The following is a 15,874-nucleotide window of genomic DNA, read 5'->3' on the forward strand; positions in this document are numbered from 1 at the left end:
CATTGGTTTTAATCTAATATGGACTATGACAATATATCGACAATAGCTTATTTCTCAAAAATCAGAATATCCTGAAAGAATACGCCGGGAATTTCTTTCCAGTTTCCCGGATAATAATTTACCAGTTTTAAACCTGATTTTTCCTGAAGAATACGAAGTCCTTCTTTGGTGATAGCAATAGCGTCCTCAGGATGTTTGGCTGTTTTTAAAGTAAACCAGTTTTCCGAATTGTAAGCCGACAAATCGAAAATCCAGCCGTTTTGCGTCGTAAAATGAAATCTTCCTGGCTGATCGCTTCGTTTATTAAGAGAGTTCTCATATTCCTCATCCAGCAGAAAAAAAGTGATCATGGCTTTTGCCCCTTTTTTCAGAACTCTATGAATTTCAGTAAAATAAAAAATAGCATCCGTTTCACTCATATGAGTCCAAACGGAAAGTGCCGTTACCAGATCCTGCGATTCATCCCGGATCGGCCAGGATTTTAAGATTATGGACTGGTCACTGGCGTATGTCGGATTGGCTACGTCCAGATGAATAAATTTATAATTATCTGATTTATAATGCTCTTTACAAAAATCAACATCTTCTGTCATGATATCAATTCCGGTATATTCGCCATTGTCCGATACAAAAGGCTCAGAAGAAATCCCAAGCAAACCCGTTCCGCAGCCAATATCCAGAATTTTATTTCCCGATTTCTGTTTCAGATTTTGATAAATAATCGTTTGAAAAATACCAATCACATGTGCCCATTCCGCATAAGATAATTTCCCGCCTCTTCTGTTCTTAAAATCAGGGATCAACCTTATATTTTTTGTCCTTCTGATATGCGCTCTGTCTGTTTCACGAAAAAGTTTGTCTATCCAGGGGAATAACTTGGTGATCATATTTTCATGTTTTTTTTGAATGGAAGTGACTGGTTTGGATTATTTAAATTACTTGTTACATAAAACTGTAAGTCATAATGTAAAGTAACCGACGGTCATATTACAAATTAATATTTACTAATCGGAAAATTTAATGCGATTCGAATAGGAATTTAGACAAAAGCGGAAGCTTTTACTTTTTTACTTTGGAGGAAACAAAGTCGGAAGATGGATTTGAGACTTCAACCTAGATTTCAACTGTTTGCAAGGTTGTAGAAATATTATCAATGTGCCGTAGGGAGGTCAGCAAAAAGTAATATACCAACTATATTTAAAACTAATTACCCATCACATAATCGATTAGTACTTTGTTGACCAAATCAAGCTTATTTCTTTTCGTAATGCTAACATCCCTTATACTTTGCTGTGAGCAGGATAATGACGCTGCGGCTATTGAACAACAGATATTTACTTCACTTTTACCCGAAATGATAGAAGCCGTTTATAAAGATCCTGCAATTTATCTAAACTTTCCAGAAGTCTCGAAAAGAGGAAAGATTGATTCTGAACACATAACAACGCTAACTTCCCGGCGAGGCAAAAACGAAAAAATCATTGTTTTCATCTCTGATATCTTAAATCAGCCAGATAAAAATGACCTGGAATCAATTCAGCAAATCATCAAAACCAATAAATTAAACATTCACATTTCGGCTGACAAACTTCCTCATAAGCTTGTTCATCGTATTTATGACAACAAGCGGTTTTCGTTTAAATATTCTCCGGAACCTTCCAACGACGACAGCATAAACGGCATAATTTATACTGATGGAATCAATATTTTCCACATAAGCGTTTCCTTTTCAAAAATTCAATTTGACGAAAACAAAGAATATGGAATAATGACCGCCATCTATGATTGTAGGCCTAAATGCGGAATAGGATATGTCATTGTTGTCAAAAAAGAATCAAAAGGGTGGAGAATTTATAAAGTTTTTGACACCTGGGTTTCGTGATTCTTTGGTAAACATCTCAAATATTAATTGTTACCAAATTAAAAATCCTAAACATTCACAAATGATTTTCATCGACCACGAAATATTTTGCCATAACCTCTTCCGTAAGCTGCCGTTCAGTAATCAGTGCCCAGTCGCCCGTATTTTCCGGTAAGCCATTTCTACAATAACCTGCTTTTGTTCCAAAATCAAAAAGAGCGTGGTAATGATTGTTGATGATCAGAAAAGCAATCCAGCCATCTTCACTCCACGTAATTTGCAGCTGCGTGGGCAATGTTTTTTCAGTAATATCGGCAACATTATAAATATGCAGCCCATCCCAAACTTCCGGCTGTTCCGATTTATTAATTGCATAAAAAACGCCGGTCATCATATCATCCTCAAAAGCTACACCGAAATTTTGGGTTGGTGAAAAGCTGTGGATGAAGGTATCTTGGCCGATGAGGAATTCGTGGGTTGTAGGTGCAGTCAATTTTAATAGAAATTGGCGTTAATATTATTGTAAAAATTATTTCAAGCTGACTTCGTTTCCTTCACAATATATGGCACAGCTTTAACCAAACGAGTATTATTGAACTCTTCAATGGTACGTACATTTTCAGCAGGAATAATTCCCCTACTGATCCAGTTTGTAACGGTTTCAGTATTTCTAATATCAAAGCGTTTGCAATATTCCTTGATCGTAACCCAATCGGTAAGGTCAACCACCTCACCCTGACTGATCAGATAAGATTTCGCTTCATTGATCATACGATCTGTATCCGCGATGAGTGCCTGTAAACTAGCTTTAAATTCTTCTTTTGTTTCCATGGTCAAATTTTAATTTCAAATTGATATGGTTTATTTGTTCTCTCTCTTTTTTAGGATTTCAATAAGAGTAGTTAATAGGTTTATCTGATCAAGTATCTTGTCTATTTCTTCCTGAGACATCCATTCTGATCTATCTCTTAACAACTGCCTTAACGCAGCGCGACGCATTCTCAAATCAAATAAGTCCATATTTTTAGTGTGTGGCATTATAAATGTAGCACTTGTTTTGTAACAAAACAATTAATATTTTATTGAAAAAATGCGGAATAATAATCCATATTGTTAACTGAAATTTTCGGAAACATTATAAATATGAAGCCCATCCCAAAATTCCGGCTGTTCTGATTTATTAATTGCATAAAAAACGCCAGTCGTCATATCATCCTCAAAAGCTACACCGAAGTTTTGAGTTGGGGAGAAGCTGTGGATGAAGGTGTCTTGGCCGATTTTGTAGTTGTGGGTGAGTTGTGAGGTCAAGATTTATAATATTATGGTGATAGCGCTAACTTAGTTTTGTAAATGGCTATTAATTCTATTTTACTGCGTTGAAGAAGAAAATACTGGTTTAAGTAAACAGTGTACAAAAACCAATATAACGGTCATAATTATTAAGATTAAGCCATTTTTGCAAACCAATTCGGCTAACAAACAATCTATAAAAAAATAAATTTAGTGACTCTGTCATTGAATAAAAGTTTAAGTTCGCCGAGACGGTTTTCTTTTGATAATCAAATCAGAAGGTAAAATCTACACCACAACGCCTATACATATTTTGCTTAAGATTAGACTTCCCGAATGCCTTAAACTAATTATATATTTAAAAAAATAGATGTTAAACCTAAATTAAAATAGCAACATATAGAAACTTTTTTATTAGAATAGATTGGTTACCTACCTTTTGTAATCTATTTTGAACTCCCAATACGATTTAAATCCATTTAATTAATTCTCAAACTATGATTTCCAACAATAAAACTTCTGAAAGAATTGAAATATTAATTAGTAAACTAATATTAGTTTCCAAAAACCTGGACGACATTGAAAAATCCTTAATTGATCAACTGGATAATGATGAAGAAACCGCTCATCACTTTCTCGACAAGGCAGTAGATGCTGCAAGCATAGAATATAGACTCATCGGAATCGAATTGAATGATACGGGAGGATTCGAATTAATGCAATTATGCTATTACAAAGTACCAGTAGAATATGACTGCGGTAGTGTTATTGAAATGGCATGGAATGGGATAGGCACATGGCGGTTTTGAACTTAATGTATGACAAACTTTATAGACAACCCGGAAAATATATCAGTCTTAATGGAGAATGACGCGTTTTTCGTCACTATTTCTAACAATCATTTAAATAATCAATATTGTGTAAAAGTTTCTCAGACCGAATACATTAACTATCTACTAACCAGAGATCTAAATAAGTCATTTGCTAGTTTAAAGGAAATAGATGCTGAATTTTTAAAGACAGGATTTACAAGAAACGAATTTAATTCACGCAACAATAACGAATTTTTCGTAACTAATGCTAATATAAAAAGGACACTTTTTGATATTGATAAAAGTGGTGAAACTTCATCTGGGCTTATTTATAAAACGGAGTTGAATTTTCTTAACAAACTAGAGAAACAGAGCCTCCTGCAATACAAATATCTTTTTGAATTTCCTGAAGACTTTTTAAAAAAGTATCGATCAAAAATTATAATTCGTAACTCTAAAAAATTCATTTTTAACGAATCATCTCCTGCTTATCATTCTTCAATGGAATGTTTACTACTAAATAGTGATTTTATCAATTTTCAAATTCCAGAGGAGATTATATATCGAAACGAGCAAGAATATTATGAAGAATGGTTTAAGACAAATTACAGACCGGAAGCCAACTCAGCTTTAAGTTTAAGTGATGCTTTTAAAGAAAGGCACTATTTAAGATGGAAATGTTTTCCAATAAAGGTTGATTATAACAATTCAGGAGTCATCTATTATGAAAATTTGACTTTACCTGAACTTGAATTAATAATAGATCAGCATTTAGTGGATATTGAAATATTTATTAATTCAAGTTCTCAACACAAAGATATTTTAAACCGAATGGCAACGCAGTCCTATTTATATCGCGATCATACCCGTATAAAATCTTATAATACAGTTATAGAAGGCGAAAAAATTGTTCAAATATTAGAGTTATTCGAAATTAATTATAAAAGACCTCTTCTGAATCATTTAAGGGAATATTACAGAATAAAATTCAATCCCAAACTGATATTTGGACAAAATATTCTTGTAGAATTGGGCTTTAAGCATTGTTCAACTTGCTTAAATAGTGCTTAATAAGTAGGTATATAAATAACAACAAGCGCTATTTATATACTATTTCCTAAATTTTGGGAACAAACAACTGAATTAACTATAAACCATTATTATCCAAAAATTAACTTCAATAAGCACATTTTTCTCCTCACGAAATCCGCAGCGAAGACTCCCTTATAATCAACTCTGTAGGCAACACAATATTTTCATGCACAAAATCCCCCGATCCATTCAACTGATTCAAAAACAAACGCGAAGCCTCCATACCGATCTTTCTGCCCGGTCGGTGAACGGTGGTAAGCGATGGATAGGTATAAGCGGAAATGGGAGAATTATCGAAACCAACGATACCAACGTCACCCGGGATTTTTAGACCCCGGTCTAAGATAACCCGCATCGCTCCTATCGCCACCTGATCGTTAACACCAAAAATCGCGTCAGGTGGAGAATCCAGATCGAGCAATCTTTTTGTTGGTACAATCGCACTTTCTACTTTGAAGTTGGTATTGATGATCAATTCTTCACGGATCGGTATGTCATATTTTTTCAAACAATCCCGGTATCCTTTAAATCGCTGCTCGGAAACCGTCAGTCCGTTTGGGCCTTTCAGGTGCGCAACATTTTTGTATCCAATGGTTAGCAGATGTTCGACTGCAGCAAAGGCGCCGTGATAATCGTCGACCGTAGCGCGGCTCGTTTCAAAATCTTCATATTCCCGATCGATAAAAATGAGCGGGGTCTTTCTTTGGATCACACTTTCCAGGTGTTCATAATAACCCGCATCGTAGGTTTCCTGGGAAACGGACAGGAAAATTCCTTCGGTCCGGTTGGACAAAAGTTTGGATAAATATTCCTTTTCAAGCAGGTAATTCTCGTTAGTTACACAAATATTGAGGGTATATCCCAACGGCTGCAAAATGGTGTGAAGTCCCTCTATGACAGCCGTTTCGTAATAATTTCCAATCGTTGGCACCACCACGCCTAGTGTCGCTGTTTTTTTATTCAACAAGCTCAAAGACACTTCATTACGCTGATAACCCACCTCTTTTGCGTACTCCTGGATATTTTTCCGGGTATCTTCATTGATTGCCGGATGATCATTGAGCGCTCTGGACACCGTGGAAGGAGAACAACGGAAGCGGCGGGCAATGTCTTTGATAGTAACCGGGCGAGAGGAATTCATGAGTAGGATAATTACAATTAAATATTTAAAATTTTTTCAAACGTTTGCATACATTATAAACATATTTACACTTTGTATTTAATTTATACCACGCTATCATTGTGCAAATGTAATTGAAAAACAACAATGAGCGACCTACTGGTAAAACCAAAAACCGATCAAAAAACCTATCATTCCCTCACAAGCGAACAAGCCGGCTGGACTTATCTGAACTTTGAAGCAAAAGTTCTTGACCTGAACGAACAATATACACTGAACACGGGAGATTACGAATATTGCATCGCGTTATTGGGTGGAAATTTTAAAGTAGAAACCGATCAGGGAATTTGGGAAACGGGAAACGGACGGAAAGATGTTTTCAGCGGAATTGGTCACGCGATGTATTTGTCTAGAAATACGGAATTTACATTAACGGCTCAAACTAATAAAACAGATATCGCCATTTGCTGGGTTGCCACGGACGAAGATCATCCGCCTTACATGAAACGCCCGGAGGAAGCCGCCATCGAATTCCGGGGAGGCGACAATGCCAACCGGCAGATTAACAGCTTGCTACAACCGGGATTTGATTGTCATAAAATTGTTTGCGTAGAGGTATATACGCCGTCAGGAAACTGGTCATCCTTCCCAGCTCACAAACATGATGTCCGCACAGTTGATGCCGACGGAACGCTTATCGAGGCGAATCTGGAAGAAATTTATTTCTACAAAATTGACAAACCGCAAGGTTACGCCATTCAGCAGGTTTATACGGATGACCGTTCGCTGGATGAAATTGTGCGTGTGCATCACAATGAGGCCGTTTTAGTGCCAAAAGGATATCATCCCGTGGCGGCGGCTCATGGCTATAATGTCTATTATCTGAATTTCCTGGCCGGTAGCGATCAGTCGCTGGCGAATACTTCTGACCCGGGTCATGACTGGATTTATGGTTCATGGAAAGGTCAGGATCCTCGGTTGCCTATCGTGACTTTGGAAATGAATAATGCAAAATAGTTTCGTCCGAAAAAACGATTAAAATAAAAAAGTAACCTGGCTAACATTTTTTCCCAATGCCTAAACACGATCTTTTAACCATTGGCCGCTCTTCCATCGACTTGTATTCTGCGAATATTGGAAGTCCGTTTGAGAAAATAAGTGCCTTCAATGCGTTTGTGGGCGGCTGTCCGCTCAACATTGCGACCGGCGCACAACGGCTTGGTTTAAACACCGCAATCCTTACAGGAATCGGAAACGATCAGGTTGGAAACTTCATCAAACATTTTCTGGATGAAGAAGGAATTGCAACGGAATATATTCCAACGATTGATGGAACAAGAAGTTCAGCAGTAATCTTGGGAATTGAACCACCGGACAAATTTCCACTGGTTTATTACCGCGAAAACTGTGCAGACATCAACCTGACGATTGACCACGTTAACGCAATTCCATTCGAAGAATTTAAAGCGGTAGCATTTTCAGGAACTGCATTCAGCAAAGACCCAAGTAGGACTTCCATGTTTTACGCGTTGGAAGTAGCAAAAAAGTATAATCTAAAAACACTGCTGGACATCGATTTCCGCGCCGATCAATGGGACGACCCCCGGGCTTTTGGCGTGACACTTCGTGCAGCGTTAAGCAGTTTCACGATGGTGGTCGGAACAGAAGAAGAGATTCTCGCGACTTATCTGACAGACAAAGAGCAGCTTCTCATCAAACATCAACAGATTTCCGCCCCCGAGATTCGTGGTAATATCAATACTGCAATTGAGAAAATCCTGAAATCAGGCGTCGAAACCCTGGTAGTAAAACGCGGAAAAGATGGCGCTTCGATTTTCCAACCAGGCAAAGAAGAAGTAAAAGTTCCAGGATTTCCAGTTGAAGTATTAAACGTGTTAGGAGCCGGAGACGCATTCTGCGCCGGTTTCTCCTACGGAATTCTGAATGGATGGGATTTGTATAAAAGCGTTAGAATGGGAAACGCCTGCGGCGCCATCATCGTAACAAGAGAAGGCTGCGCGAACTTCATGCCAACCTATCAGGAAGTAACTGAGTTCGTAGAAAGCCGGGGCGGGTTTTAGGTTACACAGAGAACCACAGAGATGTAAAGAGGGGCACAGAGATTTTATTTTGTAAATCTCTGAATTAAAAAAAACTCTGTGTCCCTCTTTTTATCTCAGTGCCCCTCTGTGTAACCTACCAAAACATAACAAGATTTCAATTAAAATATTAACATGGAGAAATTACAGAATTATATTAATGGCCGTTGGGTGGATAGTCATTCCAGCGAATTTACCAATGTTGTCAACCCTGCTTCACAGGAAATATTGATGCAGGTTCCAACTGGAAATGCACAGGATGTGGCGGATGCTGCTCAGGCAGCGCATGAAGGATTTCAGGAATGGAGAAGCACGCCGGTATCGAAACGTGTGCAGTATCTTTTCAAACTAAAAACATTACTGGAAGATAACCTGGACGACATCGCGAAAACGATCACTCTGGAATCCGGAAAAACGTTTTTAGAAGCAAAAGCAGAAATGATCCGGGCGATTGAAAACGTTGAAAATGCTTGTGGAATGCCTGCTTTGATGCAAGGCGAATTTTCGGAAGATATTGCCAAAGGAATTGATGAATACATGATCCGACAGCCGCTTGGGCCCTGTGCGTGTATTGCGCCGTTCAACTTTCCGGGTATGATCACCTTCTGGTTTTTGCCTTATGCACTTGCCTGCGGAAACAGTTATATCATCAAACCTTCTGAAAAAGTACCGTTGACGATGACGAAAATCGTCGCTTTGATGGAAAAACTGGATCTGCCAAAGGGGGTTCTTAACCTTGTTCAGGGCGGTCGTGAAGTGGTGGATGCACTTTTGGAACATCCTGTGATCAAGGGAATCAGTTTTGTTGGTTCTTCCAACGTTGCCAAATATGTTTATTCCAAAGGCGCAGCGCATGGAAAACGTGTTCAGGCACAAGGTGGAGCGAAAAATCCGGTGATCGTTTTGCCGGATGCTGATATTGACATGACAACACAAATTGTAATCGACAGCGTGTACGGATGCGCCGGCCAGCGTTGCCTTGCTGCTTCAACCATCATCACAGTTGGAGAACATAAGGATATTACAGAAAGTCTGGTCGAATCAGCGAAAAATCGTAAAACCGGTTTCGGACTTGAAAGTGATGTACAAATGGGTCCGGTGATTACAGCGGAAAGTAAAAATCGTGTGAATCATTTAATAGAACGAGGAATAAGTGAAGGCGGAAGATTACTGGTTGACGGTCGGAATCCAAATGTTCCTGGTTTCGAACAAGGCAACTTCATTGCCCCAACCATTATTGAAGACATTCCGCTGGACGGCGAGCTAGCAGCGACTGAAATTTTCGGTCCGGTATTAAGTCTGGTTCATATCAATACGATCGAAGAAGCGATCCGGTTTATCAATTCCGGTCGTTATGGAAACATGGCTTGTATTTTCACGAGCAGCGGATTAAACGCAAGAAAATTCCGTCACGAAGCAGAAGCTGGAAATATCGGTATCAACATCGGCGTTGCCGCTCCAGTGGCTCAATTCCCCTTCTCTGGCTGGAAAGACAGTTTCTATGGCGACTTGCACGGACAAGGAAATCATGCAGTAGAATTTTTCACCCAAACAAAAGTGGTGATTGAGAGGTGGCTGAAAGAGTGGAACAGGAAATTCTGATCTGGCTGTTAGCGATTGGCTTTTAGCTTGACCCGGATATTTGAAATTGACACCATAAATAGATATTGAAATAAGAAACTAACTAAGCTCGGATTGGCAAAGCGAACAGCTAATAGCCAACCGCTAAAACCCAAAAAACATGTCTAAGAAACTAAAAATCGGAGTGATTGGATTGGGGCGTATCGGGCAGATACACCTGAGCAATCTGCTGCATCATATCCCAGGTGCGGAAGTAGTTATCGCGTCGGACGTATCGCCAGAGTCACATGCTTTTGCTACAAATCTTGGTGTTAAAGAAGTGACTACGGATGCTTACGATGTCATTAATCATCCGGATGTGGAAGCGGTGATTATCTGCTCTCCTACTCCTTTTCACGTTCCGTACACGGTTGCAGCTGCGAACCAGAAAAAACACGTGTTCTGTGAGAAACCGCTGGACGTAACTTTGGATGCAATTTATGAAGCCCAAAAAGCAGTCAGCGAAAATGGTGTAAAACTGATGCTAGGTTTTAACCGTCGTTTTGATGCCAACTTTGCTAACGTGCGCCATATCGTGGCGGATGATAAAATCGGAGATCCGCAAATTCTTCGTATCACCAGCCGCGATCCGGGACCACCTCCTATCGAATATTTAAAAACTTCCGGCGGAATTTTTCTCGATATGTCGATCCATGATTTTGATATGGCGCGGTATATTGTTGGCTCGGAAGTAACAGAGGTTTTTGTAAAAGGTGATGCTTTAATCAATCCTGAAATCAAAGAATTCGGAGATATTGATACGGCTGTCATTGTGCTGACTTTTGAAAACGGAGCGCTTGGCGTCATTGATAACAGCAGAAAAGCAGTATACGGATATGATCAGCGACTTGAAATTTTTGGTTCGAAGGGGATGGCGAAAGCGGAGAACAATACGTCTGATACTCTGGTACAATACGACAGTAATGGTGGCCACATCTCACTTCCGCTGCATTTTTTCCTTGAAAGATATGAAACGGCATACCGCGTTTGTCTGAAATCATTTGTTAATTGTGTCCTCAATGACACGCCTTCGCCGGTTGATGCGCATGATGGCTTAATGGCTACTGCTATTGGTATCGCGGCGATGAAATCCTTGCAAGAAGGAAGGCCGGTGAAGTTGGAAGAAGTCATTAGTCATACATTGGTGTAATCAGATTATACCCTAAACCAACCCCATGAAACAAGGCCTGCAGTTGCTTGATTACGTCGTATTTTTCATCTATTTTATTGCTGTTTCCTCGTACGGATTTTGGATCTACAAAAAGAAATCGAGCAAGGAAACAAGCTCTACCGATTACTTTCTGGCAGAAGGTTCATTGACATTCTGGGCAATCGGAGCTTCGTTGATCGCATCCAATATTTCGGCAGAACATTTTATTGGTATGTCGGGATCAGGATTTGCAATTGGCCTGGCAATAGCGTCTTATGAGTGGATGGCGGCTGCTACGCTGGTTGTAGTAGCCATTTTCTTCGTGCCGATTTATCTGAAAAACAAGATCTATACGATGCCGCAGTTTTTACGGCAGCGATATAATCCGGTGGTGGCGACGACGATGGCGATTTTCTGGTTGCTTTTATATGTCTTTGTCAACCTAACTTCCATACTATATCTCGGTGCGCTGGCCCTGGAAGTAACCGCAGGTATTGACTTCAACTGGGCAATCGGAGCATTGGCTATTTTTGCGATTATCATCACCGTCGGCGGGATGAAAGTGATTGGTTATACGGACGTAATTCAAGTAATAGTACTCATTGCTGGTGGGTTGGTTACGACTTACCTAGCGATGGATCTTGTAGCTAAACAGTTTGGTAACCCAAACGTTTTCAGTGCATTTGGCACTCTGAAAGCACAGGCGGAACCTCACTTTCACATGATCCTGAAAAAAGACAATCCTTATTATAAGGATCTTCCTGGTTTGTCTGTGATCATCGGAGCGATGTGGATCAACAATCTGAATTATTTTGGTTGTAATCAGTACATTATCCAACGTACTTTGGGAGCGAGTCTTCCTACGGCGAGAAAAGGACTTTTATTTGCTGCGGGTTTGAAACTAATCATTCCAATTATCGTAGTAATTCCGGGAATTGCAGCCTATGTACTTTTCCAAAACGGTATGTTTCAGACAGAAATGCTTGATGTTAATGGCGTTGTAAAACCGGATCATGCCTATCCTGTGTTGCTCGACCTTCTTCCATCTGGTTTAAAAGGAATGGCATTTGCCGCTTTGACTGCCGCAATTGTTGCTTCTTTGGCAGGAAAAGCGAACAGTATTTCAACAATTTTTACGCTTGATATTTACAGGGAATATATCAAACCGGACGCATCGGAAAAACATCTGATCCGCGTAGGCCGTTATGCCATCTGGACTTCTATGGGTATTGCAGCTTTAATCGCGCCGCAACTCCGGGTTTTGGAACAGGCGTATCAATTTATTCAAGAGTATTCAAGCTTTATCACACCCGGTGTTTTCGCGATTTTCTTCCTTGGTTTTTTCTGGAAGAGAACGACTGGAAATGCAGCGCTGGTCGCAGCACTTTTGACAATTCCCCTATCAACAGCGTTCAAATTCTGGTATGAAGAAATTCCGTTTTTGAATCGTATGGGAATTATCTTTTTGATTCTTGTCGCTATCATTATCGTGGTAACATTACTGGATCCAAAAAGCAAAAACAATCCAAAAGGGCTTGAAATTGACCGTTCCATGTTCAAAGTGAGCAATGGTTTTATGATCACTTCGATTTTGATCTTTGGTATTCTTGGTGCCTTGTATTGTGTATTCTGGTAAGATTTGAGTAGAGATCAAACACCTGTGATTCGCTAATTATTTTATTATGTTTTTAACAACAAAACAACTTTTTGACAAATGCTACGGCCGCTACGCAATTCCTGCGGTTAATGTGTTTTTCATGGAAGAAATACACGGATTATTTGCCGCCGCACAGGAAGCAGATGCGCCGTTCATCGTGCAGACGACACCTTTTGCCAGAGATTATGCCAAAGCCGATATGCTGCTTTCCATGATCCAGTCAGCCGCTCGATTATATCCCCAAACTGTTTTTGCTGTTCATGTTGATCATGGGGTTGAAGAACATATTTGGGATGCCATTGGAAGTGGCGGATATAGTTCGGTAATGATCGACGCGTCTCACGATAATTTTGAAAAAAATGTCGCCAGAACGAAAGAAGTTGTGGATCGTGCTCATGCACACGGAATCAGTGTCGAAGCGGAACTTGGCGTTTTGGCAGGTGTGGAAGATGATTTAATTGTCGATGCAGAACATTCGTCATATACCAATCCGCAGCAGGTTGTTGATTTTGTAAAGGCAACCGGTTGTGACAGCCTGGCGATTGCCGTTGGAACCAGTCATGGTGCCTATAAATTCTCTGGCGGACAAGGTTTGCAATTCCACATTCTGGAAGAAATACAAAAACGCTTACCAGGATTTCCCCTGGTGTTGCATGGTGGTTCGAATGTAAGTCAGGAGGTAGTTGCACGGATTAATGCAGCCGGAGGAAATCTCAAAACGGATGCAAAAGGTGTTCAGGAAGATGAAATTCTGAAAGCCATTCCGCTTGGGATTTGTAAAATAAATATTGCAACCGATACCCGTTTGTTATGGACGATGGTGAACCGCGAATTTTTCCGCGATCATCCCGATGAATTCGCGCCGACAACGCCCGGGAAGATTTTCATGGAAGAGTATAAGCGTTTTATGTTACAGAAATTCGAGTTGTTTGGATGTGTTGGGATGGCGTATGAGTTTTTGTATTAGATTAATAAACAAGATTATCGTTGGAATTATTTCGGTGCTCTGCACCTTGGGATCATAGAGCGTTGGACGTGTTTCTACAAGTATTTTGGTGCTCTGCACCTGTCTGAAAATGGTGCAGAGCACCCCAAATATTTGTAGAAAAGGCAAACGGGCATCCCATGACCACAAGGTGCAGAGCACCGAGATATTTGTCGATTGCTGATAATAAAATCCAATATTCCCCCGTATCCAACACGTCTTAAAATCATCAAAAATATTCCTTAAAACCATGACCAGAAGATTAACCGTAGCCCAGGCTACTATAACATTTCTAAAAAATCAATACATCGAGCGCGACGGTATTGAAGAACCTTATTTCGGTGGATGTTTCGGAATATTTGGTCATGGCAACGTGGCTGGATTAGGGCAGGCGTTACAACAAAATCCTGATTTTCGCTATTATCAATGCCGTAATGAGCAATCCATGGTGCATACCGCCGTGGCTTATGCAAAGATCAAAAACCGGCTTGGAGCATTTGTTTGTACAACTTCGATTGGCCCCGGCGCTACGAATATGATCACGGGTGCAGCTTTGGCGACAATTAATCGTTTACCTGTTTTGTTATTACCAGGCGATATTTTTTCAACCCGTGAGCCCAATCCGGTTTTACAACAATTGGAAAGTGCCTCGACGCAGGATATTTCCGTAAATGATTGTTTTAAACCTGTTTCAAAATACTGGGACAGAATCAACCGTCCCGAGCAACTGATTTATTCTTTGCCGGAAGTTATGCGTGTACTTACTTCTCAGGCTGAAATGGGTGCAGTTACACTTTCCATGCCCCAGGATGTTCAAACTCATGCGTACGATTTCCCGGAAGATTTATTCAAGAAAAGAGTGTGGCATGTGGGTCGTCCACGGCCAGATTTACCAACTTTGCAAAAAGCGGCTGAGTGGATTCGTACTTCCAAAAAGCCTGTGATCGTTGCTGGTGGTGGCGCCATTTATAGCGGTGCAGATGGAATTTTGCATGATTTTGCTACAACAACAGGCATTCCCGTTGGTGAAACATTTGCTGGAAAAGGTGCTGTTAAATTTGACGAACCTTACAGCATTGGAGGACTGGGCGCAACCGGAACAAAATATGCCATTGAAATTTCCAATGAAGCCGATGTGGTGATCGGTATCGGGACCCGGTACAGTGATTTCACAACGGCTTCAAAATCAATATTTAAAAACCCGGACGTTAAATTCATTAACATCAACATCAGCGAATTTGACGCTTTCAAACATGCTGCGTTACCGGTTATCGGTGATGCAAAAGTGATTCTGGAAGAATTGTCAGATTTACTTGGCGACTTTGAAGTCGACGCCGATTACCGCAAAAAAATCGCGGATTACAACCACGCTTGGGATGAAGAAGTTACACAGATTTATATCGAAGGAAACAGCACCGTCCCTCCTATTGATCAGGCGATTGTGATTGGGACGTTGAACAATTTCATGGGCCGCCGTGATGTGATGATCAATGCATCAGGAAGCGCACCGGGAGATTTGCATAAACTTTGGCGTGCGACAGATCCTAAAAATTTCCATCTGGAATATGGTTTCTCCTGTATGGGCTACGAAATTGCTGCCGGTTTAGGTGCAAAAATGGCGGATCCTACGCGTGATGTATATGTGATCTGTGGCGATGGCGGTTATTTGATGAACAATCATGAGATTGTAACCTCTATTCAGGAAGGAGTCAAATTCACGATTTTGCTATTGAATAATAACGGATATGCAAGTATCGGCGGACTTTCTGAAAGTATTGGAAGCGAGCGTTTTGGAACAATGTATAATTATCGTGATGAAAATTCCGGCCAATTATCAGGTGATTTCTTACCTGTTGATTTGGCGAAAAATGCAGAAAGTTTGGGTGCTATTGTGATAAAAGCTACCGACAGAACCTCGCTGGAAGCAGCTTTGGAACAATCGAAGATCAACACCAGAACGACTGTGATTTATATTGAAACTTCGTTGTATCGAACCGTCAAAGGTTACAACGCATGGTGGGAAGTTCCGATTGCGGAAGTTTCTGAATCGGCGTCTGTTCAGAAGGCTTATGATACTTATGTGGAGAACAAAAAAACGCAGCGGATATTTTTGTAAGGGATTTCCAAAGCATGTTTTCCGCCACGAATACACGAATTTTCACTAATCAGCTTGAATGAACTAACTTCC

15 protein-coding genes are annotated in these 15,874 nt (G+C 40.3%); 10 read left to right on the plus strand and 5 right to left on the minus strand.

Going from position 1 to position 15,874, the window contains the following annotated elements; genetic code table 11:
• Positions 1–47 precede the first annotated feature (47 nt).
• Positions 48–887, minus strand: a complete 840-nt coding sequence (locus FZF08_RS26440; RefSeq protein WP_159476041.1) for a class I SAM-dependent methyltransferase — start codon at positions 885–887, stop codon at positions 48–50.
• Positions 888–1,267: 380 nt separating this feature from the next.
• Between FZF08_RS26440 and FZF08_RS26445 the strand changes: the two genes are divergently transcribed.
• A complete protein-coding gene (locus FZF08_RS26445) occupies positions 1,268–1,882 on the plus strand; it encodes a hypothetical protein (RefSeq protein WP_159476044.1) in 615 nt (204 codons plus the stop codon).
• Between the two features lie 55 nt (positions 1,883–1,937).
• Here FZF08_RS26445 and FZF08_RS26450 read toward each other — a convergent pair whose 3' ends face one another.
• The 3 genes from FZF08_RS26450 to FZF08_RS32375 form a co-directional block, all read right to left on the minus strand.
• Positions 1,938–2,354, minus strand: a complete 417-nt coding sequence (locus FZF08_RS26450) for a DUF2251 domain-containing protein (protein ID WP_159476047.1) — start codon at positions 2,352–2,354, stop codon at positions 1,938–1,940.
• Positions 2,355–2,395: 41 nt separating this feature from the next.
• Positions 2,396–2,692, minus strand: a complete 297-nt coding sequence (locus FZF08_RS26455) for a hypothetical protein (RefSeq protein ID WP_159476050.1) — start codon at positions 2,690–2,692, stop codon at positions 2,396–2,398.
• A 282-nt stretch (positions 2,693–2,974) separates the two neighbouring features.
• A complete protein-coding gene (locus tag FZF08_RS32375) occupies positions 2,975–3,169 on the minus strand; it encodes a DUF2251 domain-containing protein (protein WP_159476053.1) in 195 nt (64 codons plus the stop codon).
• Positions 3,170–3,648: 479 nt separating this feature from the next.
• Between FZF08_RS32375 and FZF08_RS26465 the strand changes: the two genes are divergently transcribed.
• Together FZF08_RS26465 and FZF08_RS26470 are read left to right on the plus strand one after the other, a co-directional pair.
• Positions 3,649–3,960, plus strand: coding sequence for a hypothetical protein (locus FZF08_RS26465; RefSeq protein ID WP_159476056.1), 312 nt, complete (start codon positions 3,649–3,651; stop codon positions 3,958–3,960).
• 9 nt (positions 3,961–3,969) lie between these two features.
• Positions 3,970–5,034, plus strand: a complete 1,065-nt coding sequence (locus FZF08_RS26470) for a hypothetical protein (protein WP_159476059.1) — start codon at positions 3,970–3,972, stop codon at positions 5,032–5,034.
• Positions 5,035–5,161: 127 nt separating this feature from the next.
• On the opposite strand, the gene FZF08_RS26475 is transcribed toward FZF08_RS26470, so the two are convergent.
• Positions 5,162–6,196 carry a LacI family DNA-binding transcriptional regulator gene (locus FZF08_RS26475; RefSeq protein WP_159476062.1) on the minus strand — a complete coding sequence of 345 codons (1,035 nt, stop codon included), beginning with the start codon at positions 6,194–6,196 and terminating at the stop codon, positions 5,162–5,164.
• A gap of 126 nt (positions 6,197–6,322) precedes the next feature.
• Here FZF08_RS26475 and iolB point away from each other — a divergent pair, with 126 nt between their 5' ends.
• The 7 genes from iolB to iolD all read left to right on the plus strand — a co-directional run bounded on the left by iolB (position 6,323) and on the right by iolD (position 15,802).
• Positions 6,323–7,192 carry a 5-deoxy-glucuronate isomerase gene (iolB, locus tag FZF08_RS26480; RefSeq protein WP_159476065.1) on the plus strand — a complete coding sequence of 290 codons (870 nt, stop codon included), beginning with the start codon at positions 6,323–6,325 and terminating at the stop codon, positions 7,190–7,192.
• Between the two features lie 56 nt (positions 7,193–7,248).
• Entirely contained in the window at positions 7,249–8,256 is a 1,008-nt protein-coding gene (iolC, locus tag FZF08_RS26485; protein ID WP_159476068.1) for a 5-dehydro-2-deoxygluconokinase, read from the plus strand.
• Between the two features lie 153 nt (positions 8,257–8,409).
• Positions 8,410–9,876, plus strand: a complete 1,467-nt coding sequence (locus FZF08_RS26490) for a CoA-acylating methylmalonate-semialdehyde dehydrogenase (RefSeq protein ID WP_159476071.1) — start codon at positions 8,410–8,412, stop codon at positions 9,874–9,876.
• A gap of 139 nt (positions 9,877–10,015) precedes the next feature.
• The gene (gene iolG, locus FZF08_RS26495; RefSeq protein ID WP_159476074.1) at positions 10,016–11,044 is read left to right on the plus strand and encodes an inositol 2-dehydrogenase; all 1,029 of its coding nucleotides are present in this window, start codon (positions 10,016–10,018) and stop codon (positions 11,042–11,044) included.
• A 25-nt stretch (positions 11,045–11,069) separates the two neighbouring features.
• Positions 11,070–12,680, plus strand: coding sequence for a sodium/sugar symporter (locus FZF08_RS26500; RefSeq protein ID WP_159476077.1), 1,611 nt, complete (start codon positions 11,070–11,072; stop codon positions 12,678–12,680).
• 46 nt (positions 12,681–12,726) lie between these two features.
• Complete coding sequence (locus tag FZF08_RS26505) at positions 12,727–13,668, plus strand: class II fructose-bisphosphate aldolase (protein ID WP_159476080.1); 942 nt, start codon at positions 12,727–12,729, stop codon at positions 13,666–13,668.
• Between the two features lie 268 nt (positions 13,669–13,936).
• The gene (gene iolD / locus FZF08_RS26510; RefSeq protein ID WP_159476083.1) at positions 13,937–15,802 is read left to right on the plus strand and encodes a 3D-(3,5/4)-trihydroxycyclohexane-1,2-dione acylhydrolase (decyclizing); all 1,866 of its coding nucleotides are present in this window, start codon (positions 13,937–13,939) and stop codon (positions 15,800–15,802) included.
• Positions 15,803–15,874 lie beyond the last annotated feature (72 nt).

The organism is Dyadobacter sp. 3J3 (assembly GCF_009801115.1).
GTDB lineage: Bacteria > Bacteroidota > Bacteroidia > Cytophagales > Spirosomataceae > Dyadobacter.